Source organism: Bradyrhizobium erythrophlei, from assembly GCF_900142985.1.
Lineage (GTDB): Bacteria > Pseudomonadota > Alphaproteobacteria > Rhizobiales > Xanthobacteraceae > Bradyrhizobium > Bradyrhizobium erythrophlei_B.
Window position 1 is genome coordinate 4,643,680 of record NZ_LT670849.1, and the last position, 24,927, is coordinate 4,668,606.

At 57.4% G+C, this 24,927-nt stretch carries 29 protein-coding genes and 1 pseudogene; 13 read left to right on the forward strand and 17 right to left on the reverse strand.

Features of this window, described 5'->3' with window-relative positions; all coding sequences use genetic code 11:
• Positions 1–486: 486 nt before the first annotated feature.
• Both BUA38_RS21880 and BUA38_RS21885 read right to left on the reverse strand, forming a co-directional pair.
• The gene (locus BUA38_RS21880; protein ID WP_072821125.1) at positions 487–669 is read right to left on the reverse strand and encodes a L,D-transpeptidase; all 183 of its coding nucleotides are present in this window, start codon (positions 667–669) and stop codon (positions 487–489) included.
• Between the two features lie 58 nt (positions 670–727).
• Entirely contained in the window at positions 728–1,087 is a 360-nt protein-coding gene (locus BUA38_RS21885; protein WP_072821127.1) for a PRC-barrel domain-containing protein, read from the reverse strand.
• Positions 1,088–1,846: 759 nt separating this feature from the next.
• On the opposite strand from BUA38_RS21885, the gene BUA38_RS21890 reads away from it, so the two are divergent.
• Entirely contained in the window at positions 1,847–2,020 is a 174-nt protein-coding gene (locus BUA38_RS21890) for an HAD hydrolase-like protein (protein ID WP_156898637.1), read from the forward strand.
• Positions 2,021–2,034: 14 nt separating this feature from the next.
• Positions 2,035–2,490, forward strand: coding sequence for a c-type cytochrome (locus BUA38_RS21895; RefSeq protein WP_156898638.1), 456 nt, complete (start codon positions 2,035–2,037; stop codon positions 2,488–2,490).
• 254 nt (positions 2,491–2,744) lie between these two features.
• Here the strand turns inward: BUA38_RS21895 and tnpC are convergent, their stop codons facing one another.
• The 7 genes from tnpC to BUA38_RS21925 form a co-directional block, all read right to left on the reverse strand.
• Positions 2,745–4,337, reverse strand: coding sequence for an IS66 family transposase (tnpC, locus tag BUA38_RS21900; RefSeq protein WP_072825673.1), 1,593 nt, complete (start codon positions 4,335–4,337; stop codon positions 2,745–2,747).
• A gap of 94 nt (positions 4,338–4,431) precedes the next feature.
• The gene (gene tnpB / locus BUA38_RS21905; RefSeq protein WP_072815721.1) at positions 4,432–4,779 is read right to left on the reverse strand and encodes an IS66 family insertion sequence element accessory protein TnpB; all 348 of its coding nucleotides are present in this window, start codon (positions 4,777–4,779) and stop codon (positions 4,432–4,434) included.
• On the reverse strand, positions 4,776–5,177 hold the full coding sequence (gene tnpA, locus BUA38_RS38815) for an IS66-like element accessory protein TnpA (protein ID WP_072815717.1): 402 nt from the start codon (positions 5,175–5,177) through the stop codon (positions 4,776–4,778). The genes tnpB and tnpA overlap by 4 nt, the downstream gene beginning before the upstream one ends.
• A gap of 517 nt (positions 5,178–5,694) precedes the next feature.
• Positions 5,695–5,844: a hypothetical protein gene (locus tag BUA38_RS36915; RefSeq protein ID WP_156898640.1), complete on the reverse strand. Its 150-nt coding sequence runs from the start codon at positions 5,842–5,844 to the stop codon at positions 5,695–5,697.
• Positions 5,845–5,986: 142 nt separating this feature from the next.
• Positions 5,987–6,448 (reverse strand): hypothetical protein, encoded by a 462-nt coding sequence (locus BUA38_RS21915; protein WP_156898641.1) that lies wholly within the window; start codon positions 6,446–6,448, stop codon positions 5,987–5,989.
• Positions 6,449–6,531: 83 nt separating this feature from the next.
• Positions 6,532–7,101: an SGNH/GDSL hydrolase family protein gene (locus BUA38_RS21920; RefSeq protein WP_172806071.1), complete on the reverse strand. Its 570-nt coding sequence runs from the start codon at positions 7,099–7,101 to the stop codon at positions 6,532–6,534.
• A 351-nt stretch (positions 7,102–7,452) separates the two neighbouring features.
• Positions 7,453–7,713 (reverse strand): hypothetical protein, encoded by a 261-nt coding sequence (locus BUA38_RS21925; protein WP_072821133.1) that lies wholly within the window; start codon positions 7,711–7,713, stop codon positions 7,453–7,455.
• 325 nt (positions 7,714–8,038) lie between these two features.
• Between BUA38_RS21925 and BUA38_RS21930 the strand changes: the two genes are divergently transcribed.
• From BUA38_RS21930 to BUA38_RS21950, 4 genes are all read left to right on the forward strand, one after another.
• The gene (locus BUA38_RS21930; RefSeq protein WP_072821135.1) at positions 8,039–9,313 is read left to right on the forward strand and encodes a hypothetical protein; all 1,275 of its coding nucleotides are present in this window, start codon (positions 8,039–8,041) and stop codon (positions 9,311–9,313) included.
• On the forward strand, positions 9,310–9,921 hold the full coding sequence (locus BUA38_RS21935) for a protein-S-isoprenylcysteine O-methyltransferase (RefSeq protein WP_072821137.1): 612 nt from the start codon (positions 9,310–9,312) through the stop codon (positions 9,919–9,921). The genes BUA38_RS21930 and BUA38_RS21935 overlap by 4 nt, the downstream gene beginning before the upstream one ends.
• Before the next feature lie 456 nt (positions 9,922–10,377).
• On the forward strand, positions 10,378–11,055 hold the full coding sequence (locus BUA38_RS21945) for a hypothetical protein (RefSeq protein ID WP_072821139.1): 678 nt from the start codon (positions 10,378–10,380) through the stop codon (positions 11,053–11,055).
• A gap of 286 nt (positions 11,056–11,341) precedes the next feature.
• A complete protein-coding gene (locus tag BUA38_RS21950) occupies positions 11,342–11,758 on the forward strand; it encodes a Rap1a/Tai family immunity protein (protein WP_072821141.1) in 417 nt (138 codons plus the stop codon).
• A gap of 1,232 nt (positions 11,759–12,990) precedes the next feature.
• On the opposite strand, the gene BUA38_RS21955 is transcribed toward BUA38_RS21950, so the two are convergent.
• The 4 genes and pseudogenes from BUA38_RS21955 to BUA38_RS38510 all read right to left on the reverse strand — a co-directional run bounded on the left by BUA38_RS21955 (position 12,991) and on the right by BUA38_RS38510 (position 15,473).
• Positions 12,991–14,592 (reverse strand): recombinase family protein, encoded by a 1,602-nt coding sequence (locus tag BUA38_RS21955; protein WP_072821143.1) that lies wholly within the window; start codon positions 14,590–14,592, stop codon positions 12,991–12,993.
• The gene (locus tag BUA38_RS38615; protein ID WP_338076269.1) at positions 14,589–14,735 is read right to left on the reverse strand and encodes a DUF2924 domain-containing protein; all 147 of its coding nucleotides are present in this window, start codon (positions 14,733–14,735) and stop codon (positions 14,589–14,591) included. The genes BUA38_RS21955 and BUA38_RS38615 overlap by 4 nt, the downstream gene beginning before the upstream one ends.
• Before the next feature lie 158 nt (positions 14,736–14,893).
• Positions 14,894–15,085: pseudogene (locus BUA38_RS38620) on the reverse strand (DUF2924 domain-containing protein); the annotation flags it as partial.
• A complete protein-coding gene (locus BUA38_RS38510; RefSeq protein ID WP_338076270.1) occupies positions 15,078–15,473 on the reverse strand; it encodes a DUF3489 domain-containing protein in 396 nt (131 codons plus the stop codon). The gene BUA38_RS38510 and the pseudogene BUA38_RS38620, both read right to left, overlap by 8 nt.
• Before the next feature lie 603 nt (positions 15,474–16,076).
• Between BUA38_RS38510 and BUA38_RS21970 the strand changes: the two genes are divergently transcribed.
• Both BUA38_RS21970 and BUA38_RS36920 read left to right on the forward strand, forming a co-directional pair.
• Positions 16,077–16,424, forward strand: coding sequence for a hypothetical protein (locus BUA38_RS21970; RefSeq protein ID WP_156898642.1), 348 nt, complete (start codon positions 16,077–16,079; stop codon positions 16,422–16,424).
• A gap of 534 nt (positions 16,425–16,958) precedes the next feature.
• The gene (locus BUA38_RS36920; RefSeq protein ID WP_156898643.1) at positions 16,959–17,111 is read left to right on the forward strand and encodes a hypothetical protein; all 153 of its coding nucleotides are present in this window, start codon (positions 16,959–16,961) and stop codon (positions 17,109–17,111) included.
• A gap of 73 nt (positions 17,112–17,184) precedes the next feature.
• Here the strand turns inward: BUA38_RS36920 and BUA38_RS36925 are convergent, their stop codons facing one another.
• Positions 17,185–17,322 (reverse strand): hypothetical protein, encoded by a 138-nt coding sequence (locus BUA38_RS36925; RefSeq protein WP_156898644.1) that lies wholly within the window; start codon positions 17,320–17,322, stop codon positions 17,185–17,187.
• 798 nt (positions 17,323–18,120) lie between these two features.
• Between BUA38_RS36925 and BUA38_RS36930 the strand changes: the two genes are divergently transcribed.
• From BUA38_RS36930 to BUA38_RS22030, 5 genes are all read left to right on the forward strand, one after another.
• On the forward strand, positions 18,121–18,270 hold the full coding sequence (locus BUA38_RS36930) for a hypothetical protein (RefSeq protein WP_156898645.1): 150 nt from the start codon (positions 18,121–18,123) through the stop codon (positions 18,268–18,270).
• Positions 18,271–18,670: 400 nt separating this feature from the next.
• Positions 18,671–18,973 carry a hypothetical protein gene (locus BUA38_RS21995; protein ID WP_072821154.1) on the forward strand — a complete coding sequence of 101 codons (303 nt, stop codon included), beginning with the start codon at positions 18,671–18,673 and terminating at the stop codon, positions 18,971–18,973.
• A 244-nt stretch (positions 18,974–19,217) separates the two neighbouring features.
• Positions 19,218–19,397 carry a CsbD family protein gene (locus BUA38_RS22000; RefSeq protein ID WP_072821156.1) on the forward strand — a complete coding sequence of 60 codons (180 nt, stop codon included), beginning with the start codon at positions 19,218–19,220 and terminating at the stop codon, positions 19,395–19,397.
• Positions 19,398–20,692: 1,295 nt separating this feature from the next.
• On the forward strand, positions 20,693–20,968 hold the full coding sequence (locus BUA38_RS22015; RefSeq protein WP_072821162.1) for a hypothetical protein: 276 nt from the start codon (positions 20,693–20,695) through the stop codon (positions 20,966–20,968).
• A gap of 917 nt (positions 20,969–21,885) precedes the next feature.
• Positions 21,886–23,298, forward strand: a complete 1,413-nt coding sequence (locus BUA38_RS22030; protein ID WP_072816060.1) for an IS1182 family transposase — start codon at positions 21,886–21,888, stop codon at positions 23,296–23,298.
• A 114-nt stretch (positions 23,299–23,412) separates the two neighbouring features.
• Here the strand turns inward: BUA38_RS22030 and BUA38_RS36935 are convergent, their stop codons facing one another.
• The 3 genes from BUA38_RS36935 to BUA38_RS22040 all read right to left on the reverse strand — a co-directional run bounded on the left by BUA38_RS36935 (position 23,413) and on the right by BUA38_RS22040 (position 24,829).
• Entirely contained in the window at positions 23,413–23,589 is a 177-nt protein-coding gene (locus BUA38_RS36935) for a hypothetical protein (RefSeq protein ID WP_156898646.1), read from the reverse strand.
• Between the two features lie 101 nt (positions 23,590–23,690).
• Positions 23,691–23,870, reverse strand: coding sequence for a hypothetical protein (locus BUA38_RS22035; RefSeq protein WP_156898647.1), 180 nt, complete (start codon positions 23,868–23,870; stop codon positions 23,691–23,693).
• A gap of 116 nt (positions 23,871–23,986) precedes the next feature.
• The gene (locus BUA38_RS22040) at positions 23,987–24,829 is read right to left on the reverse strand and encodes an AAA family ATPase (RefSeq protein WP_072826313.1); all 843 of its coding nucleotides are present in this window, start codon (positions 24,827–24,829) and stop codon (positions 23,987–23,989) included.
• Positions 24,830–24,927: the final 98 nt, after the last annotated feature.

The window sequence follows — 24,927 nt, forward strand, 5'->3', positions numbered from 1 at the left end:
ATGACCAAAAGCGTGGGAATACCCCACAACAAAATCACTGGCATTTTTTCCTCCTCAGCTTGCCACCATCAATAAAATTACGCGCTGCCCTGATCCTTTGTTCCCCCTGTATGACGGACAAAGTCGCTTGCATTGGCGCTTCCTGAGGAACCACGCAACATTTGTTAGCTCCCTGGGCGGAATGCCGGGACCTGCCATGTGACCATCTGTATCAAGTTGAACACGCAAATCGAAATCCAAGGATGCAAATGATCCGCTCAAATGACAGACGTGCCGACGGTCATTGCACTCCGAACGGCTTCTGCCACCTATGAAGCAGGGAAGCTAGCCACAGTTGCTTCTGTCCATGCTGTATGCCGCTGGGGCTGAAGGTTTACCCTGTACGGGCTTTGCGCCGAGGGGGTCCATCGCGCTTCCAAGGTCTTGCGAGCAAGAAAGGCCGTTGCGTGGGCGACACCGACGACTTCAGAAATCGTTCGTTCGCTTCTATTTGGATCGGCCTTCGCTCTGCTCCTTACTGTCTACGAAAGCGACCGGAGTTCCCTTCACCGCCTGGCCCGCGATTTTCTCGGCAGCCCAATTCGTAAGGCGAACGCAGCCATGCGACTCGGCCTTCGAGACTTGTCCGGGTGAAGGCGTGCCATGGATGCCATAGCCGTTGGCTGACAAGGTGAGCGTTTTGACTCATAACGAAAGAAGGCCCGCCGTAGCGGGCCTTTGTTGTTAATTATATCGCGACACCGTAGTAATCGTTTACAGATCGGGCCCTCGCGGGGTCATTCCAGTTCCACGCATTATCATTGCCGTACTTAGGGGCGCCCTGAAGCTGCTTCTCAGTGATCCCGGTGCGATAGCCGCCAAGGCTAGTGTCATATTTGAGCGACTGCCAAGGCAGCGGATAATGGTCATCGCCAATACCTAAAAAGCCGCCGAAGCTAAGGACAGCATACGACACCTTACCGGTCTGCTTGTCGATCATCACACGCTCGATGGAGCCGATCTTGGTATCGTTCGCGCCGTAAACTGCAGTTCCTTCGACCTTATCGCTGCCAATAAGGGAGCCCGTTTCTCTTGATTCTGTGGTCATGGGTTTTCCTCCGTTGTGTAAGACGTCAAACAGAATGGAAATTGAAATGTTCCTGAAATGTTGAGCGTGTTAGGCGCGCCTCTTCAGTATCGGAACGACTCCAGCACGCGCTCTATCGCCGGGTGCCTCCTGTTTTTCACCTTGAGCACAGGCCGTGAAATCTCGCGCGGCCGAGTAAGGCCGCTTCAGCGGGCGGCCTCTTTCATTTCGAAAAGTCAAATCAAATGGCCCCAGCCTTTGGGGGAAGGCTGGGGCCTTGTCCTAGGGGGACACAACTCCGGTAGCGGGGCGATTACCGGGTCACGGGTTTGATTCATTCCGTGCCCAAACGTTCCAAAGGGAAACGGCTCCGCAGCAGCTTAGGGGGCCGGCGGGGCCGCCGCGACCTTCAAACACATTCTGGGTGGTCCGAAGATCGCTGGCAAAGGCTACGTCACCAAGTTCGATCAATGAAACCAGCCTTGCTGAGTAATTCGGCCGCCGGCCCAGTCTCCAACTTCCTGGAGCGTGTTTGAAACCAAAAAGAGGCGACCCAGTACTAATATGAACAGGTAGCCCGGTTGGCTACCCGCCTGATTGCGGGAATGAAGCATGTGCGAGAAGTGCGTCGAGATCGACAGCAAGATTGAGCGTTACAAGAGGCTCGCAAGACAGATGAGTGACAAGCGCACCCTCGAAGGGATCGATGAGTTGATCCGTCAACACGAGGCTGAGAAGACCGCTCTCCACCCAAAGCAGCACGAGTAAGAACGTCCGTCCGTGGCATACACGGCTTACATCGGCGACAGCCTTGCGAAAGACGTTAAAATGGCTCGCGCGGCCGGCTGTTTCGCGATTTGGGCAAAATACGGCGTGTCCAAGGATGAAGACATGTATGCGAAGCTAGTGAAAATCTCGCATTGGAGCGAGGACGACATTGCCCGTGATCCGTGATTGGCGATATTGAAATGCGATGGTCCCGGGACGACCTCGTCCAGTACCTCAAAACCGGCACCAACAAATGGACGCTGGCCTCCGGGCCGATGGCCGAAGCCGTGTCTCACTCCACGTCCCGGATGAAGGACGAGGATATCATCGCTATCGCGACCTATCTGAAGGACAGTGGCAAAGGCGTCGCGAGCACGAGGCCTGAGCCGGTCGCGGCCAGCACCAATGCGATGCGCGCCGGCGGGGCGATTTACAAGGACAGTTGTGCGGCGTGCCACAAGGATTCGGGCGAAGGCGAGGTTAATCTCTTTCCGCGATTAGCCGGTAGCGCGTTGGTGCAGTCTGACGATCCAACGACGCTGTCGCATGTCGTTCTGCGCGGGACGCGCGCGGTTTCCACGGCGGGCGCGCCGACAGCCCCGCCATGCCCGCTTTCGATTGGCGGCTTGGCGACGCACAGGTGGCGGCTGTTCTGACGTATATCCGGAACAGTTGGGGAAATGCGGCGGGATCAGTCTCGGCAAGCGCGGTGGCAAACCAGCGTGCCTCGCTGGCCAAGTCACCCTGAGCTGACGAACTAAATCTGGGTTGGAAACTCGACGTCGCAGGTCCGGATCTGGGAGGTCGGCCCGCATGGCCTTGGTGCGCTTCTTCGAGTTCATCATAGGCTGGCGTAATTCGTAACCATCCGGTGAGGGCCGCGGGATAGTCGCGTGGTTCTGTGATCCGATCATGCGGCGGACTGAACAAGGAGCTTCTTCCATTCCCAAGGGAGTAGCTCATTGAGCCGGCCTTGCGGAGTGGCGGCGATGCGGGCGAGCACGTCGGCCAGCCATGCTTGCGGATCGATGTCGTTGAGCTTTGCCGTCATGATCAGGGTGGCCATGATGGCGGCGCGGTCGGCCCCACGTTCGGAGCCGGCGAACAGCCAGGACTTGCGACCCAAAGCAAAGCCGCGCAGCGCGCGCTCCGCCGCGTTGTTGGTCAGACAGATCCGCCAGTCATCGACGAAGCGGGTGAACCGGTCCCAGCGGCGCAGCATGTAGTCGATGGGCTTGGCGACCGCGGACGAGTTCGACAGCCGGGCACGCTGCTCGCGCAGCCAGGCTTCGAGCGCCGTCAGCAGCGGCGCACTCTGTTGCCGGCGGACCCGCAGCCGCTCTTCGGCGCTTTGACCATTGATGCCGCGTTCAATGTCGAACAGTGCATCGATGCGCTTGACTGCTTCCAGCGCGATCGGCGAGATCGCCGCGGCGTTCTTGTCTCGCCTCGCATTGGCGGCGATGTCCGCCAACTCGAAGAACTGCCGCCTGGCGTGCGCCCAACAAAGTGCGGGCATGATGGGTCCCTGCGCGCGCGATGGGTCGTACAGCGCGTTGTAGCCGCTGTAGGCGTCCGCTTGCAGGATGCCGGTGAACGTCTGAAGATGCTGGGCAGGATGCTCCTGCCGGCGATCGCGCGAGGCGTAATAGAGCGCGGCCGGCGGCGCCCGTCCCCGGAACGGGCGGTCGTCGCGGACATAGGTCCAGATGTGGCCCTTGACCGTCTGGCCCTTGGCCAGGATCGGCACCGTGGTGTCGTCGCCATGCAGTCGCTCGGCGGAGAGGACATGACGCTCGATCAGCCGATAAAGCGGCTGCAGGGTCGTCGCACAGGCGCCGACCTGGTCGGCCAGCGTCGATAGGCTCAGATCGATGCCCTCCCGGGCGTAGCGCTCGCTCTGCCGGTTCAAAGGCTGATGCTGGCCAAACTTCTCGAACAGGATCATGGCCAAGAGGTTGGGCCCGGCAAAGCCGCGCGGCGTCACGTGGAAGGGCGCCGGCGGTTGGGTGATTGTCTCGCAATCCCGGCACGAGAACTTCTCGCGCACGGTCTGGATCACCTTCCACTGCCGCGGAATGACCTCCAGCGTCTCGGTGATGTCCTCACCCAGTTTCGAGAGCCTCGATGACCCGCAGCAAGGACAGCTCTCCGGCGCCGGGACCACGACCCGCTCGCGCGGCAGATGATCGGGGAACGGTTTGCGCGACGGCCGCTTACGCTGGAAGGACTTGACGGTCTGTGTCTGAGCCGCCGCCCTCTCAGCCGCCAGTTCGTCCTCGGTTGCGGTTGCTTCCAGCTCTTCAAGCTGAAGCTCCATCTGCTCCAAGAGCCGCGCCTTGCGCTCCGATCGGCTGCCGTAAATCTGGCGACGCAGCTTCTCGATCTCGAGCTTGAGGTAACTGATCAGTGCTTCGGCCGCCTTCGCGTTGGCCGCTTCCGCTTTGGCGCTCGCCGCGACCGCTTCCGCTTGCAGGCGCGCGGCGCGCTCCGCGAGGATCATCGCATGCGCGGCGGCCAGATCGGTGGGGAGCGATTCAGAGGTGGTCACAACGATGATGGAATCACATCCATCGCGATCCGAGAAGTGCAAAGCCTCATCCGACCGATGTCGGCCGCCACGTCTCTTGTGGGTGCCTCCAGTCAATCCCGGACAGGAGATAACCGAGCTGCGCCGACGAGATCGTCACCGCACCCTCAGCCGGGCTCGGCCAGATGAAGCGACCCCGCTCCAGGCGCTTCGTGAACAGGCAGGCGCCCTGGCCATCATGCCAGATCACCTTCAGCAGATTGCCGCGACGACCGCGGAAGCAAAACAGGTGGCCGCCCAGCGGGTCGCGATGCAGGATCTCCTGCACCTGCAAGGCCAGCGACGGAAAGCCCTTCCGCATGTCGGTATAGCCGGTTGCGAGCCACACCCGCACGCCGGCCGGCAACGGGATCATCGTGACTGCCCATCAGTCAGCGCCGCCACGACTGCGCTCAGCGTCGCGGCGTCAACCGCGCCCGTGATCCGCATCCGAGCCCCGGCCGCGAACTCGATCTCGATCGCACCGCTGGTCCCGGAGGGCGCCGCCGACGGTTGCCGCTCTGGCGCAATGGAGACCGCCGCAAAACGGACTTCGTCAGCTTGCCGCTGCATCGGCCCGGGCTCGCAAACGAGGACGCCCGTGCGGGCCTGCCGCCGCCAGGCCGTGACCAGATTGCGGTGAACATCATGTCGTCGAGCAACCTCGACAACACTGGCCCCGGGCGCCAGACTCTCCTCCACGATCCGAAGCTTCTCGGCAGTGGTCCACCGCCGTCGTCGCTCTGGACCGGACAGAATCGTAACCGTTGTCACGTTTGCTCATTTGCTTGCAAATTAATGAGCAAATCATCTCACGATCGAGCCCAATCCGGGAAGGCGGCCCTCAGCGGAGGCTTACCGTAATTCGGCGAAGACAAGCGTAGCAAAAAAAACTTGCGTGCTTCTGATCTGCACTCGTCATTGCGATCGCTCACAATTTATAGAGCATCCAAGGTCGTATTCAGAGGCGACCCTAACAGGCGCTGCAAACGCTCGTGCGACGGATGACCATTTTCTGCCGGATAAGCCCGCAGGTGCGACCTGCAAGTCATTGATTTTTCTCGACCGGTGGCTGTCTCTTAATCAGCGGGTCACGATAGGCATGAGCGACGGTTCCGTCATTGTTGTCTAAGATGCTCCACTCGGCAATCGGCGGGTTAAAATCCGCCTCGCCGTTGCCCGTAGTAGCTTCAATAATTGTGATCGGACTCAGGTTGCCAGTGCTCACGGTTACGGTGCTTATAACTTATATTCGCTCGAGCAACGAAGCCTGCCTTTCTGCGTATCCGCTTCAAAAAGGCTTTTGCCTATCAGCCGCCTGAGCTAGCTCAATCCACCCCGCAGCTATTCGCAGCCAAAATTCCTTGTCGGCAGGATCGCTGGCCCGTTCTGCTTCAAGGCGGCAGTCTTCAGCCTCTTTGCGTAGCTTTTTCACGTCCATGCTGCATTGCTACCAAAATTTCCTGACCGGTATGACAGTGGCGGGCATGCTAGAGACGAACCACAGAGGCCCCCTGTCTAAGTCTGTTGCCGCTTAACATCGGGTGGGCGGGACGGTCTTCAGGGGATAACGGGCGATCTCGCTATTCCTCCATGTACTCACTAATGAAACCGTCGAACTCTTCGCGATTGGTGCACGTTATTTTGTCCTTCAAGTTACGCGTCAGTTCGCACGTTACTAATTCCACCGAGTACTCGGGTGTTTCAGTTTGCGAGAACCAACTTGCGTAGTTCCGGAGTTTAAGTGCATCCCACAAATTGATATAATTGCGCAGATACCTTCCGTCAAAATAGGTATTGTCCGTCAGAATGAGGCATCGATTAATCTTGGGATTGTAGTGGCTCTTAGCTGTCATGCCCAATTTGGCTGTCAGCTCCTTGTTCTCTGTCGAGAATTCCTGAAATGCCCGATTTGCCTGCGCTTCGCACATCTGTTGTCGGTCTAACGATTGCGAATGCGCGGGAAAGCGGAACAAGTCGCTCAGTGTTAGCGTCCCGACGACAACAATTGTACCCAGACTTTTATTCAATGCAGAATGGGACATTGGCTGTCTTCTCCCGCTGTTGGCTAGCGCCCCACTTTAGTTTTTGGAAATGTGCCTGTCCGCCTCGAACCCTCGCAACTAGTTTATTTAGCTGGTCCTAAGTTGGGCCGGGAGCCCTTAGCAGAAGTCTGTTTCGCCTGAATTTTTGCAAGGACCCGGGGCATGAGCTCAGCGGCTATTTTCGCATGTGCTTCAGGCGTGAAGTGGATGTGATCGAAGGCGTAGTAATCGTCCGGAAAAACCGGATCGAAGACGATAAACGCGATCCGACGGCTACGTAGATGATCCGTTATCTCAGCGATGTTGTTGGCCCGACGCTCCGAAGACACGAAAAAACGCCGGTCGTTCCCTCCGGGTTGCAGTATCACCAGGTCCGTCTGGTCGGGAATCGCCGAATCAAGGCGTGCGAGCATGCCGGCCGTGGTGTCAAATGGGCGGCCTGAATTCGTTACCTGGACTTGATAACCCGCGGTCTTGAGCATTTGCTCTAAGACGTGAGGGTAGGCCTGTTCCGAGCTCACAATCCAACCGGACGTGTTGCTTGCTCCGATAGCCACAACTCTAAATGGGTCTGCCCGAGCATTCTCGGCTAGGAGAAACAACGCGTGCGCGCCGACCAGAATGATCCAGCTCAGTCTCAAAACACTTGTCACGACCTGCCCCTCCTTCAAAACACGTAATAAACCAAATAGACCTGCCCAATTCGGCCGGACGTACGCTTTCTGGCGCTTTGTTCACTTCCACAGGGCGGGTTCACGGTGAAAGATAGCACCGCGGGCAAGTACCCGATATGGACACAAAAAGTGGCACATAACTGTGCGAGCCATCTGAAATTGCGGCAAAAACAAAAACCCTGTGATCGGATCGCGTTTCATTGTCCGATGGGCTGGCGACGATTTGCGCTTAGTTCGTGAGCGGCAGCGGTTTCGGAAAACAGCGTCGGTGACGAGCTTGAACGCCAGATCTGTCACGGCGGTTCGGCCAAAATGGAGAATTCGCTCAAGCTACTTTTTTGGTTTTGCCCTGAAGCTAGACCACAAATGACCGAGCAGCGATAGCAATAGGGCGCCTGCAACAATGGGAAGCCAAATCGAGGCGGTCAGCATGAAGAATGAGACGACCACGATACGGCCAAACACCGATTCGCTGATCGGGTACCTTAGTCCGACGAAATATGCGTATAGAGCAAAGATGATGGCCAGCGCTGTCCACGCGGTGACAAGAACTAGTAACAGGTCAATGAGCTGGCTGGTATAAATGTGCATGAGTGCACGTCCCGACAGCATCAGCACAAATTCTTGTCAGTCGCCGCGAGCGATCTGAGGGGACGCTCGCGGCGTCGGATGTAATTTTCGGTATCGGCGAGTCACTTTCGGATGTGTGGCCGCAAACCTGGTGATTAGAGTTCCACCGTCGACGATGAGTCCGACGGGGCGCTGCATCAATTGGCATTATGGTTCGAGTAAGACGGGGCAGACTTAGGTCGGCACGAGCTCCCTTGGCTGACAGTTTCCCGCTTGACAACCGTTGGCTCCGGCGTTTCGCTACGCCTTTAAACTATTGATTTCATTGCGCGTGGCGGTGTGTAACATGACAACTCCGCAGATAATCGCGAATAAGACCCAGCCCGGAACGCCCGTGGCGAAGCGGCTAGTATTTCATATTGGCGGTTATGATCCAATCACGCCGTACTCTAGCGCGCAACGACGCTTTGTTCGCGAAATTGCGAGGTTCCAAGGTACCTGGTCAGTGAAAGCGACCGTTGACGGTCTGCGTGATACCGCCGATCAAATCCGATGGAAGGTGACGACAACTGGTCCCGATTGGCTGGTAGAAACCGATTACCATCTGGTTCGATGGCACGACGTAATTGAGGCCTTTGGGCGTCAAAGCATTGGCTCACGTATTGCCCTTGGCATTCTTGCCTTTCTGGATTTCGTTTTGGCCGGCACTCTTTGGCGTTACTTGCTGACCAACTGGCGCTACGCAGGTTTCTTTCTCTATCCATTCGTCATGTTCGCACTGCTCATCGCGATCGCCTTCTTGATTGGCGTGTTTGCTTTCAAAATCACCGGATCAATTCCCATTGCTACCGGTGGAGGCCTCTTCGGGTTCGCAGCCCTTTTTGCGGGTCCGTGGCGCTGGCTGCACTTGGGCAACTTGTTCGATGATTGGATTTTTTCTCGGGAGTATGTTCGATGCGGCAATTCGGAAATCGAGCAAAGGCTAGACAGGTTGGCCACTGAGCTTGTGGCTGCGGCGAGCAACTCTACCGCAGACGAAATTTTGGTCATAGGGCACAGTCTTGGCGCCGTACTTGCGGTTGATCTTCTTGATCGCGCCCTGAAGCTGGACCCTGCGCTCGGTCGGAACAGAATTCCCGTCACATTCTTGAGCGTTGGATCATCCATACTCAAGATAGGTCTGCACCCGAAGGCAATGCGTTTTCGCGCGGCGATGGAACGCGTCGCCACGTCGCGCGCGATCTTCTGGGGCGATTATCAGGCCCTTGTCGACCCATTGAACTTTTACAAAAGCCGGCCGATGGCTGAAATGGGTTTGTCAAAAGAGAACGAAGCGACCGTCAGGATTGTGAGACTTAGTCTAATGCTCGACCGCGACATGTACCGACGCATCCGCCTCAACTTCTTCCGATTGCACTGCCAGTTCGTCAGCGGAAATGATAGGCGAACATCGTACGATTACTTCATGCTCACATGCGGACCTATTTCAGCCAAATCCCAGACGCTCGCCTCGGATGGCGCCGTCTCGATGATCGCTGACGACGGAGCACTTATTACGAGCTCACCGCCGTCCGGAAGTGAGCTGCTGGGGGAGTGCGGGCACAGCAGCCTGATCCAATGACGCCAACCCTCTCAAAGATCGTTTTCGTTGCCTTGGTGATCGGCTGGTTCCTGATACGCTACAAGTACGCGCGGCGTTCGCGCCGTGAAAGGATCGTATGGAGCGCTCGGGGCCCTCTGGAAACCTCGTTGCTGCTTACGTCGCTCGCCGGACTTGGGCTTGTGCCGCTCGTCTACGTAGCTACAGCGATACCCCGGTTCGCCGCTTACGGCTTTCATCCCTCATTCGCATGGTTCGGACTTTTCTTTGCGATTGGGGCTTTAGCTATGTTTCATCTGACACATCGTGCACTCGGACGGAATTGGTCGATCAGTCTCGATGTACGGGAAAACCATGAGCTTGTGACGCATGGGATTTACCAGACAGTTCGACACCCGATGTATTCGGCATTTTGGCTTTGGGCTATCGCACAGGCGTTGCTGCTGCCTAATTGGTTCGCTGGCTTCGCGGGCCTCACCGGATTCGGGATTTTGTACTTTGGCCGCGTCGCAAGGGAGGAGCGAATGATGCTGGAAATCTTTGGCGAGAACTATCGCGCATATATGGCGCGGACTGGTCGGATCTTCCCGTCGATTTTCCTGAAGCAGTCCCGTCAGGGTCGATCCTGAGCCTCGGACAACCAAAGCCGTCGTATCCAAATGCGTGAAACATCGTACCATTTTTGCAACATCTGACAGAAAACGGCCGTCGGCGCCGCCTATCGTCAGTCTGCCGTTGCGGTCGTGGCATGCGTCAGGTTAATTTTAGACGTCAGTAGTTCGCGGTCTATTTCGAATTGGAGCTGTCAATGCTGAAATTCGTTATTCTAGGTGTTGCTTCGCTAGCCTTCGTCGGAACAGCAGCTGCTGCCGACCTCCCACGCCCTCAGCCTCAGCCAGTTGCCGCGCCTGTGGGCAAATATCCAATGGGCAAATATCCCGTCGGCAAGAGCCCGCTGGGCAAATATCCGGTTGCCGCGCCGGCCCCGCTAGTGACGAAGGGGTGAGCTAGAGTCTACCCTCACGTAGGCGGCGCTCATCTTGGGGCGATGGGCCGACTGTGGCATTCGATCTTTGGATTCGAAGATGCTTGGAGCGACTCGGAACTGTCCAAGTCTGCAGCATCTGGCTGGAGCCACGGTGTTCGCGGCGTTCGTAGCCTTGGGGGCCTCCAGCAGCGGTGCGCAGGAACGCCAGGACGCTTCACCGAGATCGGCGGCAAAACACGCTGAGAGCATGGCTGCTGTTAGGTTGAGCGCTCCTCCAGTTACAGCAGTTGTAAAGCCGGTTCGAAGCACCACAGCCAGAGGTCCTTACTACGTTGATTTTCGCGCTCGTACGGCAGCGACCTACGGTCATGCGTTTATTTGGTACGGAAAGACGGGCGAAAAAGAGGTCGAAGTCGCGGGTCTGGCGCCGGCTGGTGACGAACTGCCGTACATTTTGGGGCATATCATATTTGTTCCCTCCGAGACTGGGGCGAGTTACGGAGACCTTGACGAGCAATATTTGACGGCCAGTTATCGCGTCTATCTGAGTGAGGCTGACGCAAAAAGGGTCTTTGCTTACATCAAACATCTCCAGGAGATTTCGCCGGTATGGAATGCGGCCACGATGAATTGCACCGCTTTTCTCGGGCGCATAGCGAGCTTCATGGGGATGAAAGCTCCTTTTCATTTGTTGCTGCCTGAGGAATACGTGAACCAACTCAGAGAGCTTAATGACGGACGAAAAACGGTTCAGCTTGAACCCGATCAAGGCTAGACCCGTCAGCATTGAGTTGGTCCGGTTTTCCTGAAGGGGCCGGCGGTGTTTCGCAAGTTCTGCTTCGGCGGCAGCATTCGAGGACACCCGGTACTGGACGCATCTACTCGCCTCAGCTGAGCTTCGCGCGGAAGTATCCCTGTATGCCGCAGCGGCATTCCACCGACCAATGGATCAGACCCTAGTTTTGAGCTAAGTCGTCCGAGCGCCTGGATCGCCGCGCGGACGACAGCTTCGCTGCAATATTTCAGTATGAGCCATTGGGCCACTATTCGAGGGACTCCAAATGCGGGTCTATATCATTGTTGCCGGCGTAGTTCTCCTGGTGATCGGAAAGGCGAGCGCCACGGTGGTCGATAAAGGAACCGACTTGCAGAGCTCCTGCGAGCTACTTGTTCAAAACTCATTTCGCGATCAGGCCGAAGCCCGGTCAGCGGGCTCGTGTGAAGGGATGATTGAGACCGCGATGCTCTTTTCGCCAAATTTGCCCGCCGACGTGCGCGCATGTCCTCCCGCGCAAGGCAGCGTTATGCAGAGTGCCAAAGTCCTTCTGCGGTACTTGAATGACAATCCCGATCGGGTGAAAGAGCCGGGGGTTACTATCGCTATCGAAGCATTCAGGGATGCTTGGCCTTGCCATGGGGACGGCGCGCCTAGTGGGCCCAGACCAAAACAACGTGTGCCGAAAAAGCCGAAACAATAGAGAGCACGAATTGCGCGTGACGCGATCGTAGCTTTGTCGCCGAAATACGCCGTGCATCTCGCGCCACTGTAATGTCGACCAGGCGCAATAGCTTAATCAGGTGAATCTAACTCATCTGGCGTAGGCGTGATCTCGGGTTCATCGACGTCAGCATTTTTCTGAAAGGCAAAACCAACTATTCCCAACATCACCAAAATGCATCCGGTGACTATCATCCAATGAGCAACATCAATTTTGGAGATGGAATGCGTGACTCAAGACCCCTTGCTTCCAGGATGCGGAGCTTAAGAAAGAGGCCCGCGCGTGCGGGAAGGCGTTCCCTGAGCAATCTTCGGAGCAATTTTCAGATTTAGTCAATGGCAATCGTGATCTGTGTTTGACTCAGCGCGGCATGTTCACATGCGGTTGCGGTGTGGCGTTGGTTTAAAGTTGGTTGGGCCTCAGCCGTCAGTTCGTCGTTACCGATGAATAAGAGGAAGCGGCCCGCTCACTTTTAATCGGCGGGTCCCTCGTCCGAGCCTTGGTGCGCCCGCAAACCAAAAACCTTGTTTGCAATAGCTTTGTGCGACAACGGCTGAGAGCAGCCAGTTCAGTGCGACGTTGTTTGTCGTCAGAGGTCGCACGACCGGTCACGCCGGAGGTGGCGGGTCCGTTGTTCGCGCGCCAATTTGGCTCAAAAATAGGAGCCAGAAAGGGCGCCCTCAAGCGGCTTTTCTTTCCTTCCGAATGACGATGAAGAGTTCCACGGGGGGAGGGGGAAACGCGTGAATCGCCCCCCTGACTCGCGCCCCCACGAGTTACGATCCGCTTTGCCTGCGCTCGGGTCAAACCGAGACCCATCATTCCGACAAAGTGGAAACCCATTGAGGGTTCAATGCAGGTCTAACGGCTCAGTTGTCGGAATGGGCGTTGATTTTCCTAGCAAATCATACGCCTCTTAATCAGCGGGTCCCAGGTTCGAGCCCTAGTGCGCCCACCACCCAGTCTTCCGAAACCTAGATGTCGGAGACCGTGGGCGGAAAGGCGGCTTTTGCGGCCATTTTTCGCGGTTGTTGAGGGCCGCATTCTGTCTCCAATCTTCCCTCCTGGTCTCTAAGGCGGTATTTGCGCCTCCGTCTCCGGCGGCAAAATTCCCGTTCCGCAGAGCGGGCTCCGGGGAATCGGCGGACCGTTCTCGTGGGCAAGAAGCGCCAAAAGTCGAATGAGTGAACGCAGCTTGAGCCGGACAAGGACTAATTCGAGCTCAGCCCGAGGTCCTGGAATTGCCGGCTCCACAAGACGTCGGGATCGCGCAGGCGCTCGATGTTGATGCCACGAGGGAGCCGTCCTTCGACCGCTGCCTTGACGAGCGGCGGAGTCAGGAACGCAAGCGAGAGGGTGAGATTGACTTGGCGCACCGTGCACCGCTCGCGTTTTGCCAGTTGCTCGGCGTCGATGACGGATCCACTGACGATTTCATCAAGCCAGCACCGACCCCGAGCGATAGCGCTGACAAGTCGAGCGCGACGTTCCGCTCGATCAGGTCGAATATTCTCTCGGGTCGTTCCGTGAGGTAGCAGGATTTCTCGAGAACGCTTGAATGGGGGCTTTTGCCAGGCGGTCGAGACAACCTCGGGAGCAGCCGCCTCATCGATCGGTTTCAGCGTGATCGCGAGTTGGGTCTTTTTTACCTCGATGTACGAAATCAGAGATATCAGCGTTGTTTGATCAAGGATCAGGTCCTGTTGATTGCCGAGGGGCGGCTGCTTGGAAAGATGTTGCCGGATCGCTGATACGATGGCTTTCTCAATCTCTGTTGCCGGGACCCGTGAAACCGATCCAAGCTTAGCTGTCCTTGCTTCCCCATGCAGGCTGGGTTGAGAGGCATAGTAGCGATAGCGCACGCCGGCCTTGGTGGCGTGGGTCGCAATCATGCGATGACCGGCATCGTCGAACAGAAGATCCTTCAACAAGTGATCGGATTTTTGCCTCGTGAGGGTTTTGTGAGATTGGTGCGTGCTTAGCTTCTTCTGAACGGCGTCGAACAGACTTCGGTCCATGATCGCCGGCTGTTCTCCAGGCAGAATTTCACCTTTGTATTCGACCTCACCGATGAAGAACCGATTGCGAAGGAGATGCGTGAGCGTCCCTCTGCCGAACGGAATGCCGCCGCGCGTTTTGCCGGTGCTAAACGTCCTGGCCTTGGTATGAATTTCCTTTTTCTTGAGATCGCGGGCCAGCTCATTAATCCCGCTGACCTCAAGATATCTGCGAAAGATCAACCGAACCCGCTCGGCCTCCTCATCCACGATAAGGAGCTTGCTGTCCTTTAGCTCATAGCCGAGGGGGAGGGGGCCTCCAACCCAGAGCCCCTTCCGTTTGGACGCTGCAATCTTGTCCCGGATGCGTTCGGATGTGACCTCTCGTTCGAACTGGGCAAAGGACAGCAGCACGTTGAGCGTCAAACGGCCCATAGATGTCGTCGTGTTGAACTGTTGCGTGACTGAGACAAATGAGACGCCATGGGCATCGAACAGTTCAACCAACTTCGCAAAATCGGCCAGCGATCGGGTCAGGCGATCGACCTTATAGACCACGATGACATCGATCTTGCGGGATCTAATGTCCTCTAGCAGTCGTTGCAGATGGGGACGATCAGTCGAGCCACCCGAATAGCCCCCGTCGTCGTATCTGGAGCGGATCAGGGTCCAACCGGCGTGGGCCTGGCTTTTGATGTAAGCCGACGAGGCTTCATACTGTGCATCCAGAGAGTTGAAGTCCTGATCGAGACCCTGATCTGTCGACACCCGAGTATAGATCGCGCATCGGACCTTTTGTGGGGATCCCGCCTTCATTGGGATTCCTCCGTGCTGGACACCCGTTCCCGCAGACCAAAGAAGCGGGGCCCATTCCATTTGGTCCCGGTGATCGCGAAGGCGACTTGCGAGAGGCTATCGAAGATCTGTCCGTTCCAGGCGAAGCCATCGGGCATAACCATGACGCGATGTGACTTTCGGTCCCATTCGCGAACCAAAACTGTACCCGAGGCGGGACAAAACGTCTCTGGTCCGAGGCTGCCAGGCTCTTCGCAACATCGGGAGTCTGTCGGCGCCTGCCCTCAACTCGCTCTAGAACCTTTAGCGTGCCAGCGTCGAGGTCGCCAAATTGATCGGCTTGAACTCTATAGGCGAGAATTCGAAATAGCAGATAACGGCTAATGTGTTTTGGAGCGGTCCGGCCGAACAGGTTTTGCCAACTGGTCCTCAAGCCCGCTAGATCGAGATCGCGCAAATGCGCGATCTGATCTTCTACGGAGGCCGCTTGAGATGCGACGTTCCTCTTACCCATGGGCCGCCGTCTCCGAGCGGCTTGCTGACTGCGGCCTTGCAGCTGCAACGCGATAAACTCGTCCGGACTTGGTTTTCTCTGACGCGAGGTTCAGACCGAGCTTTCTTCTCACGACACCTGCGAGGAAGGCGCGTACAGAATGCGGCTGCCAGCCGATAGCATGTACCATCGCAGCGATCGTTGCACCGCCTTTAAGCTGTAGCATTGCCAGGACGCGATCATGCTTGGTCGCGCTGCGCTGCGGTGTTGGCGTTGGGGGCGCACCGCTATTGTTTTTTGATCCGACGGATCGAGGAGTCTTTCGGGATTTTGTGCGCGAGCTGGATTTTGATTTGGCTTTTTCCACTAGGACCTCCGCGGTAGGCGACGCTATCCGTCGCACCACCACGACCCCGCTTAGCCAGCTGGCCGCGGGGTTCGATCCTCTGGCGCCCGTTTGGCGCCTGAAGCAAAAACAGCAACGCTCCGTTTGCAGCAAAAGTCCAGTCCAACACGAGCAATCTTGTTGCTCTTGACCGTTTGCTTGCGTGAATCAGGCGACTGATAAGGAAATGGCAGAAAGCTTATCAGTCGTGATGGATTTTCAATTCTGCAACCGCCAGTGCGGCACCGCGATGGCCGATTTTGATTCCACCATACGGAGGTTCGAATCCTCCCGCCCCAGCCAAGCACTCTTTCAACTTTAGATAGTTTGCAACTTAGTTGAGAGAACCCCTTAAAATAAGGGTTTTTTGTAGGATGACTCGCTTTTTATGTCTCTGCAAGCGTGCTACTTCTACGAGAATTCCCCGAAAGTCTCCAGCTACTGACGACAATATTCCCGTTTTTGGGAGACTTTGCGCAGAGACTTTTCCGACAATCACTGCGTGACCGAGGCAGCAGTGAGGTTTCCTCTATCCGCCTCGATTTCCATGGTCTGCTAACGCAAGCAAAGCAGACAACTTCTATTCGAACTCGCTTGTGGGGCGTGTTGACGATCACGAGCCGTGTCTTGGGACCGATCGCGGTTCAATCGCGGCCGATCGCTGAGTTGGACCGGCCTAAAGATGGGCACCCGGCGGGGTTTTTTGTTGTGCGCGGCGGCGCGCAGAGAAGCCTCTCTGAGGACGTGAAGCTGTGGCAGCGCAATCTCATCCCGCTTGTGCCGATCGTCTTCGGCGAAATATGCCTTCATGTCATTGATAAAACCATGAGCGATGGCGGGAGGCAGTTCGATGGGCTTGCGGATCATGAGCGCTCATCTTCAACAAAGCCGGGCGGCGTCTTCGGCGGATCAACTCCATCGCTGGCGTTGCAGGCTGGGCAAGGCATGCCAGGAGCACCACAGCCGCAAGCATAATCGCCTTCCCACGGCATATGGGAATGGGCCTCGCAGACCCAGCGGCATCCGAAACAGCGCTGGCATGTGGTCATACGGAAAGTAACTCTCGAAAATCAAAGGGGCCGCATTAGCGCGACTACCGTAGAGTTTTGCAGTGGATGGAGTAGCCGGAAAAAATACGTCTGTAGCGCTGTCCCAATTTGCGTGGGTTCACTACTACGGAACTGAAGGGCGGGTCTCGACGTATTAGAATTGAAAAAATTGCAAACCCAACGGTTAGGACCCGTAAACCCCGAGGTTGTGTCATGCAGCGTCGCCGATTCAAGAACACACTTACTTTTCCCGATCGACTGAAAACCTTTTCCGAAGAGCTAAAGGCCAAGGCTTCTGAGCTTCGGCCAGGTCCCGAGCGGGACGCCCTACTTAGAAGGGCCCGGCAGGCAGACACCGCCTCCCATATTGATGAGTGGGCCAACTCCCCCGGACTACAGCCGCCGAAGTAAGGCAGCATTTAGCAGTTGAGCCGAACGCCAGCGCGTGGTCTCTGGCTGGATGGATGACGTCGCCCGATTACGCCAGCAGGCGGCCGATGCCCAAGCGCACGCTGAGAAGGCAATAAACCCGCTCGACAAAGAGGCGTGGCTGAAGGTCGCTGGCGAATGGATCAAGCTGGCGCGGAACGCCGAGACGCGAACGAAAAAGTAAGGCCGGCTGAGTTGGCGGCCACTGTAGGTGGCTTAAAACAGCAACAGAAGAATAAATAGGCGTCCGCCCGGTCCTACTTCAATTGCTCTTCCAAATCGCGGATCAGTTCCTGCAGACGCTCGGTCGTAAGGGCGTCCATAGATTGTTCGACCATTCGGCGGGCCTGCGCTAACCGCCGTTCTAACTCTTTGCGGTCAGAGTCTTCAGTCATGAGTACTCCCTCACATAACTACCGAGGAGCGCCCCTATTTTTTCAAGTTTGACTGGATTTTAGGATCGTGACTGAACCTGGCTATCTTTCGGTCGCGCTGCCAGAGTTCAACATCGTGACCGTTTACAAGCTGTTCTGCCTGTTTCTCGGCCTCTAAGTCATCGGCGCAGTTGAGGCGAACCGAGCTGTGAAAATGGCCGTCAGGTCCGACGATGTAAGCGCGATAATCCGGCATGATGCCGCTCCCGTATTGGGCGGGAGCGTTACAGAACTCTCGGTCACCGATAGATGCCGATTACAGGGCGGTGATGTAGGACAATACGGCCCGCCCTGTAACGTTCCAAAAGGGAAAACGGCCCCAGCGTGCTGGCAAAGCTGGGGCCGCCATTTCATCGGATGCTAGCGGGGGCATGCAGCATCCGGTCGCGCTGAGCCAAGCTATTGACAGATACATCGTTCCAAAGCAGTCGGATGGAAGCCGCTACGGCTTGGGGCTGGGGAAGGATTGTCTACCGTGCGTCGTGGCGTCCGGTGGTGCCCGCTCAAGTTCCGCACGAGCCACTTTCTCTCGTAACAAGATCACCTCGTACATCAACTTCTCGAGCTCGCTAATGGTGAGCTTGCCGTCGAGGTCATCAGTTTTTCGCCGCTCCAAAGTCATGCGCAGTGAACGCGCCATCACCAGCGGGGGTTGCTATAGCGGCATTGCGCCGCGCTATTATGAAATAGGAACTAAATAGCCGATCCTGCTTGCGCGTCGCCGCTGCGCCCGCTTTTCGCTAGGATGGCGACGGCAAGATGCTCGAGATCGGGTTGCTAAAGCAGTTCGATGGTCGTGGTGACCACATGAAAAAGGACGGCACCGTCCTTTCTTTGCCTCAGAAGGATATCGCTGCCGAAGCAGGCATTTCAGAGCATCAGCGTAAACAAGCCGTCCGCGTGACGTAGTGGGTCTGGACGAACTCGAAGATGCGCCTGCTCTGGCGTTCATTGCGTCAATCGAAAAACGAGCGGGCTATTTGCTTATGGAGGCAATCGTCCCGAGCGATCTTCACTTTTTCTTCCGTGCCTCTGCGGCCTCTGCGAGCCTAAGCCACTCCAAGGCAACCTTCTGCCATGCCGCTCGATCCTGCGGGTTATCCATCTTGTCGGCTATGTCCGCGGCTTCTCTGGCTCGCTTGCGGCACTCGGGCGCGTCATCCATTGGAAAACAGAACACCACATCGCCAGCGGCTTGCGCAACGAGCTTGTGGCTGAGTAAATTACTCAATTTACTGCCGGTATTTTTCCGGAATCCACAAGCGGTCGGCCCGGATGTCTACTAGCCCTCTCACGAGAGGCGACTACAATGGACGCAAGCGGCATACACCTGGTCATTGTGTTGACCGACGACCTAACTCATCGACTGTGGGCGGCAGCGACACCGCGCGAGCAGGCAGTTGATAGCGTGCTCGAAGTCATTCCCGAGGGTTGGACCGCTCGTTTGATTAACGGTCCGCAACATCCGTGGATGGTGGCTGGTGTGTCGGGGTTGGCGCCCGGCGAGGTGCGCGAGCTGACCGGGATGAGCCGCTGGCAAGCAAAAGTGAGTTTGTCACTCGGGCCGCGAGAGAGGCTTTTCTTTCGTGTGCTGCCCTACCACCCCGGCTAGAAAATAACGCACCGGCGCCGTAGACGTCGCGGCGGCAAACGTCATCGGTGGCGGGATGGAATTTGCCGCCACATGACCGCCGCGCAGCGCGCTATGGCGACGGCTATGATCTATCCGGAAACGCGCTCGTGTATCTCATTTTGGGACTGGCCGACTGGTATCGAGGAACCCAAGGTCCAATACATTTAATGAAACCGCGTGTCTCTTGGTCCGTTGTCTTTTCAGAAAAGAGGAGAGATGGAACATGGACAAGGAACACGTTAAGGGCGCTGCCGATAAGGCGAAGGGCGCGATCAAGGATGCTGCCGGCAGAGTGACCGGCGACAAGGAACTTCAGTCCGAAGGTAAAATGGATAAAGCGAAGGGGTCGGCCCACAACGCCGCTGGCGACGTGAAAGACGCCGTCAAGAACGCAACAAAGTAGCTAAGCTTTTGGAGCCGCAGATTTAGGGCCGCTTTCGGGCGGCCCTTTTTCTTGCGCTGATATAGGGACCAACGGCGCGGAGTTACCCGAAGCCAATCCGACTGTAGACTAGGTACAGCACGCCTTGGAGGAGAAGGGCGGCGAAGAAATACTTCACGGTCTCGCCGCGCGCGTCGCGGAGTTCTCGATTGAGGTCCAGTTGCAAAGCGTTGCGAACACTTGGCGAGGCTGCCAGCCGCCGTCGGCTCCACGCTCTGTGCAGGAGGTGCCTGATCTCATATTCCTTTAGAGGCCTCTTCACTTTCCCTCCGCTTTCAGCCCCAGCTCGACCAGGCGATGCTGGCGCCCCTCATTTTGATCCATTCTTTGATGACCGACCATACTTCCGGGGGCAACATCAGCCAAGACATCCTGCGACGACGTCGGGAGGAAGATTGATGTGCGGCGGTGTAGTGGGTAATGGCTGGAAAACCACGAGCCGCCAGCCTATTGCTTGATGCAAAGAATGACCGTTTGCGGTGGATCGCTTTGACCGGGTTTGGCATCGCAGCTCGCACCACTATCACCAAGCGTCCGTGGCGCCTGGCCCGGCTCACCGGATTTAGTGATGCAGGTTGCGCTTATCATGACTTCGTTGGTGCCGCACATCGCTGGCTTTGAAATTCCGCCATCGGCCTCGGACCGTACGACGCGGAATGGTAAGGGCGGAGAAATACCATCTCGCCCGTCCTTTCCTGGCCGACCCTCAGGACCCTGGGGTCCCGGTGGACCAGCCTGTCCCATTTGACCCGGATCACCCTTATCGCCCTTGTCACCTTTATCGCCTTTCGCGCCACAGCCGCTTAGGGCCAAAGCAGAGATCAGAACCCAAACCCAAAGTGTCGCTTGTTTCATGTTGGAACCCATAGAGACGATCGCTAACCCGCGATCGTCGGCTAAGGTTCCCGCCGATAACGCGGCCTGTCCACGGCCGGCCGCGAGCTCCCATTAATAGGTCCGGCCGTGCCCGACGAACGGCGGGAATGAACCATTCTGCTGTAAGCACGTATTCTTGGGATGAGCGAGAAATCCAAATTCCACTCGAAAATGATCAAGGATGGTCGCTGGACCGTTGCCATAAATACTGGACATGGCCCCGTCTCGCATGTCGGGAATTTTGCGACCGAGGAAGAGGCTAACCGCTGGATTGCAACCGAATCGCAGAACTGGCCCCAACCAGCGGCCAACCCCCGACGCTAAGGTCCTTCAATCAGCCTGCCTGGTGCCTTGCCTGTCCCGCCGCACGCGGGGCAGGGATGGAAAAGGATCTTGCGTCCCGGCTGGACGGCACGCATCCGCGGCTCATTGCCGGTCCCGAAACACTCTTTGCAATCTTTGGTCTGGTCACTCATTTCGATCTCCTCGAATCGGGGTTATGCCTCGCGGCCGATCGAAGCCCGATGCGAATTGGCGAACAACGCACCCGGCGGGAGCGCGGGGCTTCGGTCCCGCGCTCACGGGCCCGCCAGCGCGAACTGGCAAGCTGCATATGTTGGGAACAACGTTCTGTCGTGACCGTTGGCGATAATTAGCAGGAGATCGTCATGCCGAAAGAAAACGATTTAGAAGGTCCACAAGACCAAGGCGGCAAGCACGGCGGGCAGGCGGGAATGCCGAGCCACTCTCCTACGGCGGCCGATCAAGGCATTGCGCGCGACGAGCGCGGACAGGAACGGCCGCGAGATAACGAGAGAGCGCAGCAAGTCAGTCGCAAAGACAAGGGGAACGACCTCCCGGGCCAGAGGCGTTAGCGAGGATAGCGCCTCGGCCCTAACCAAGGACTCACCGGCGGGCTTCCTAGACTCGTGGAGGGGCTATTCGAGGGGCTTCGGTCCCGCGTTTTTATGACTGCATCCATGGCCACCGAGTGCTTTCGATGGACGCAAGCTGCCCGTGACATTGCACCAGAGTTACGTCGAGATTCTGGAATTGGCGCGTCGTTAAGAAGTGCCCATGCGGGCAGCTCCATGGGTTCCAGTCCGGCAGCCGTGATGCATTTCGGAACACAGAACCTCAAGTTGAATTTAGATTGGAAAGCAAAAACGGAGATCGACGATGAAGCCAATTCAGATTGCTGTTGCGGCGGCTTTCTTGGTAACCGGAGCTACGGCGCATGCACAACAAAGCAAGATGCCGGGCGGACCTGACGCAAAACAATGGGTCGGAGACCCCATGATCAAGGAGCCAACGGATGAGCAACTCAAGCGCTCGCCGGGACTTGCGAGGCACGACCGGGGGCCAACCAATGGACAGCTCGGCGGACAGCCAGGGGAGCCGCAGCGCGGCGGTAATTCCAATGGCGGATAAGCTAAACGTTGTCACTCAGCTCTCCGCTACTCTGTCAAACGCATGATGCGAGACAGCCATGGAAGGCCCCGCCGGACAGGCTGTGTGAGAACTGGGGCAAATCAGATAGAGAGGCCGCATCATTAATGATGCGGCCTTTTTCATGCGCTACATTCGAGGTGGGGACCGTAACCAGGCGAGTTTTTTGCCGGCACGGATCGATGATTACGTTGCCGCTGATGCGGCGGTGCGGGTAATCGATGCCTTTGTTGAAGGTCTCGATATGTTCGGGCTCGGCTTGGTTCGAGCGACACCGGCGGCGACCGGGCGGCCCGGCTATGACCCGCGCGATCTTCTGAAGCTCTATATCTACGGGTACCTCAACGAGGTTCGTTCGAGCCGCAAGCTGGAACGCGAGTGCCGGCGCAATGTCGAACTGATGTGGCTGTTGGGGCGGCTTGCCCCCGACTTCAAAACAATTGCGGACTTTCGGCGGGACAATGCAGCCGGGATCGTAGGGGCATGCCGGGCCTTCGTGCTGTTCTGCCGCGAGCAGGGACTATTTGCGGCCCGTCTGGTGGCCCTCGACGGTTCGAAGTTCCGGGCGGTGGCGAGCGCCAAGCGGATTATGGGCGAACGCAAGGTCGCCGAAGAGGCCGGCCGGATCGATCAACAGATCGCGGCTTATCTTGCCAACCTCGACAGCATCGATGCGGGCGAGCGGGCCGATAGCGATGCGGAACAAACGGCTGCGGCTCTCCAGGCTCTCAGGGCACGCCGCACCGACCTTGATGCTCTGGCGGCGCGACTTAAGGCGGAAGATCGGACTAGTCTTGTAGAAGGTGAGCTCGATGCGCGGCCGATGGGTAAAGGGGCAGGCTCCAAGCCTCCTTCCTACAATGTCCAGACGGCGGTCGATGCTGCGACGGGGCTGATCGTCCACCATGAGGTTACAACCGAACCCACCGACAACCGGCTGCTCCATCCGATGGCCAAGGCGACGAAGGATGCGGTGGCGGCCGATACGCTCACGGTGGTGGCGGACGCTGGCTATTCGAACGGAGCAGACGCGGCAGCCTGCGAGAACGATGGCATCACGCCTTGTGTGCCAGCGAACCGGGCCGTCAACAATCAAGGCGACTTCTTCGACCGCACGGCCTTCATCTATGAGCCGCAAACCGACAGTTTTCGTTGTCCGGCGGGCCGAACACTGGTGCGCAAGCAAATCCTCACCAGAAAGCAGAGCGTCTTGTATATCGCCGACGATTGTTCGGGTTGCGCGCTCAAGCCGAGATGCACCCGCGTCGAGCGCCGCTTCGTTCAAAGACACCTTTACGAGGACGCGCTTCAACGCATGAATGCCCGCGTCGAAGCCGATCCACACCTCATGCGGCAGCGGCGATGCGCGGCTGAACACCCGTTCGGAACCATCAAGCGGATGACGGCTGGCGGCAGGTTCCTCACCCGAGGCCTTACCAACGTCAAGACTGAAGCCGCCCTCAGCGTTCTTGTCTACAACATCATGCGGGTCATCAATCTCATCGGCTCGCAAAGCCTCAAGATTAGGCTCGCCTGACCCTAAAAATTAAAAAAGAGGCCCCGGATCACCGCAGCCTCTCGTTTCCACACAGCCTGGTCAGGCCGGGCTTTTGCGTCGGATGCGGGACGGATTTCAACGATCCCGAACGGCCTATAACGTATGTCCGTCCTCTGATCCGCGGCCGGTGCCGATCCACTTGTCGTCGGTCGTTGGTCCGAAGCCGGATTTGTCCCGGTCCGGCTTGACCGCAAAGCCCTGGCGGAAGGCATAGAAGATAAAGCCCACGATAAGGACGGCGCAAAAAAGTCCAAGAATCCAGTCGGGCATGATCTGATCCTTTGTGTGCCGCACGTCGTTATTGCGACGAGGGGCGCTTAATTCAGTCGCCTCAAACCTCTCTTCGGTTCAAAAACGCCGAAGCGTCCATTTCAGAAGGAGTGGCCGCCGGCATCCGATCCTCCGCCATCAGATGAGTTCGGATAGTCGTTCTCGGTGCGCCCACCGTTGCTGGTTCGATCTGGTGCGATCTTCGTGCCCTGACGAAAGGCATAGAAGATGAAGCCAACGAGAAGAACAACGCAGACAGGTCCGAGAATCCAGTCGGGCATGATCCAATCCGCAAAAGGGTGCAGGAAAACCAGCGATGCAACCATACGTCGCAAAACTTGACGCCTCTAGCCGGCAGCGATCACAATTTGCGGCAGATCTTATCGGCTTGTTGGCCTCAGACCTCGCGCCGGCTCAGGAAAGCCAGCCGCTCGAACAGATGCACATCCTGTTCGTTCTTGAGCAGCGCGCCATGCAGCGGCGGGATCAGTTTGCGCGGATCGCGCTCCCTCAGGCTCTCCGGCGTGATGTCTTCGTTCAGGAGCAGCTTCAGCCAGTCCAGAAGCTCCGAGGTCGACGGCTTCTTCTTGAGGCCCGGCACCTCGCGCACCTCGAAGAAAATGCGCAGCGCTTCTTCGACCAGGCGCTTCTTGATGCCGGGGAAATGCACGTCGACGATCCGGCCCATGGTGTCGGCGTCGGGGAACTTGATGTAGTGGAAGAAGCAGCGGCGCAGAAATGCGTCCGGCAGCTCCTTTTCGTTGTTCGACGTGATCATGATGATCGGGCGCTGCGCGGCCTTGATCGTCTCGCCAGTCTCGTAGACGTGGAATTCCATGCGGTCGAGTTCGAGCAGCAGGTCGTTGGGGAATTCAATGTCGGCCTTGTCGATCTCGTCGATCAGAAGCACCGGCCGCTGCTCGCTGGCAAAGGCGTCCCACAACTTGCCGCGCTTGATGTAGTTCTTGATGTCGGACACGCGCGCATCGCCAAGCTGGCTGTCGCGCAGCCGCGATACCGCGTCGTATTCGTAGAGACCCTGCTGCGCCTTGGTGGTGGACTTGATGTGCCAGGTCAAAAGCGGGGCCTTCAGCGCCTTCGCAACTTCTTCCGCCAGCACCGTCTTGCCGGTGCCAGGCTCGCCCTTGATCAGGAGCGGCCGCTCGAGCACGATCGAGGCGTTGACCGCCACCTTGAGGTCTTCGGTGGCGACGTAGTCCTTGGTGCCAGTGAATTTCATCGAGGCGTTGCCTTGTTTGTCGAGACGAGGACGCCTCTGGACAGGAAAAGACCGCCACATCGGGCGGTCGTTGCCCCTAATGTAATTGAAAAACCTTG

What these genes read in the sequence shown, in the direction of transcription:
- BUA38_RS22030 (WP_072816060.1), top strand. Translation starts at nt 21,886, where the DNA reads ATGCGCTACATTCGAGGTGGGGACCGTAACCAGGCGAGTTTTTTGCCG.
- BUA38_RS36935 (WP_156898646.1), bottom strand. Translation starts at nt 23,589, where the DNA reads ATGCCCGACTGGATTCTTGGACTTTTTTGCGCCGTCCTTATCGTGGGC.
- BUA38_RS21885 (WP_072821127.1), bottom strand. Translation starts at nt 1,087, where the DNA reads ATGACCACAGAATCAAGAGAAACGGGCTCCCTTATTGGCAGCGATAAG.
- BUA38_RS21995 (WP_072821154.1), top strand. Translation starts at nt 18,671, where the DNA reads ATGGACGCAAGCGGCATACACCTGGTCATTGTGTTGACCGACGACCTA.
- BUA38_RS22040 (WP_072826313.1), bottom strand. Translation starts at nt 24,829, where the DNA reads ATGAAATTCACTGGCACCAAGGACTACGTCGCCACCGAAGACCTCAAG.
- BUA38_RS38615 (WP_338076269.1), bottom strand. Translation starts at nt 14,735, where the DNA reads ATGGTTATGCCCGATGGCTTCGCCTGGAACGGACAGATCTTCGATAGC.
- BUA38_RS36915 (WP_156898640.1), bottom strand. Translation starts at nt 5,844, where the DNA reads ATGGACGTGAAAAAGCTACGCAAAGAGGCTGAAGACTGCCGCCTTGAA.
- BUA38_RS36920 (WP_156898643.1), top strand. Translation starts at nt 16,959, where the DNA reads ATGGATGACGTCGCCCGATTACGCCAGCAGGCGGCCGATGCCCAAGCG.
- BUA38_RS22015 (WP_072821162.1), top strand. Translation starts at nt 20,693, where the DNA reads ATGGAAAAGGATCTTGCGTCCCGGCTGGACGGCACGCATCCGCGGCTC.
- BUA38_RS21930 (WP_072821135.1), top strand. Translation starts at nt 8,039, where the DNA reads ATGACAACTCCGCAGATAATCGCGAATAAGACCCAGCCCGGAACGCCC.
- BUA38_RS21955 (WP_072821143.1), bottom strand. Translation starts at nt 14,592, where the DNA reads ATGAAGGCGGGATCCCCACAAAAGGTCCGATGCGCGATCTATACTCGG.
- BUA38_RS36930 (WP_156898645.1), top strand. Translation starts at nt 18,121, where the DNA reads ATGCTCGAGATCGGGTTGCTAAAGCAGTTCGATGGTCGTGGTGACCAC.
- BUA38_RS22000 (WP_072821156.1), top strand. Translation starts at nt 19,218, where the DNA reads ATGGACAAGGAACACGTTAAGGGCGCTGCCGATAAGGCGAAGGGCGCG.
- tnpC (WP_072825673.1), bottom strand. Translation starts at nt 4,337, where the DNA reads ATGATCCTCGCGGAGCGCGCCGCGCGCCTGCAAGCGGAAGCGGTCGCG.
- BUA38_RS21925 (WP_072821133.1), bottom strand. Translation starts at nt 7,713, where the DNA reads ATGCACATTTATACCAGCCAGCTCATTGACCTGTTACTAGTTCTTGTC.
- BUA38_RS36925 (WP_156898644.1), bottom strand. Translation starts at nt 17,322, where the DNA reads ATGACTGAAGACTCTGACCGCAAAGAGTTAGAACGGCGGTTAGCGCAG.
- BUA38_RS21945 (WP_072821139.1), top strand. Translation starts at nt 10,378, where the DNA reads ATGCTTGGAGCGACTCGGAACTGTCCAAGTCTGCAGCATCTGGCTGGA.
- BUA38_RS22035 (WP_156898647.1), bottom strand. Translation starts at nt 23,870, where the DNA reads ATGCCCGACTGGATTCTCGGACCTGTCTGCGTTGTTCTTCTCGTTGGC.
- BUA38_RS21895 (WP_156898638.1), top strand. Translation starts at nt 2,035, where the DNA reads ATGCGATGGTCCCGGGACGACCTCGTCCAGTACCTCAAAACCGGCACC.
- tnpB (WP_072815721.1), bottom strand. Translation starts at nt 4,779, where the DNA reads ATGATCCCGTTGCCGGCCGGCGTGCGGGTGTGGCTCGCAACCGGCTAT.
- BUA38_RS21915 (WP_156898641.1), bottom strand. Translation starts at nt 6,448, where the DNA reads ATGTCCCATTCTGCATTGAATAAAAGTCTGGGTACAATTGTTGTCGTC.
- BUA38_RS21935 (WP_072821137.1), top strand. Translation starts at nt 9,310, where the DNA reads ATGACGCCAACCCTCTCAAAGATCGTTTTCGTTGCCTTGGTGATCGGC.
- BUA38_RS21950 (WP_072821141.1), top strand. Translation starts at nt 11,342, where the DNA reads ATGCGGGTCTATATCATTGTTGCCGGCGTAGTTCTCCTGGTGATCGGA.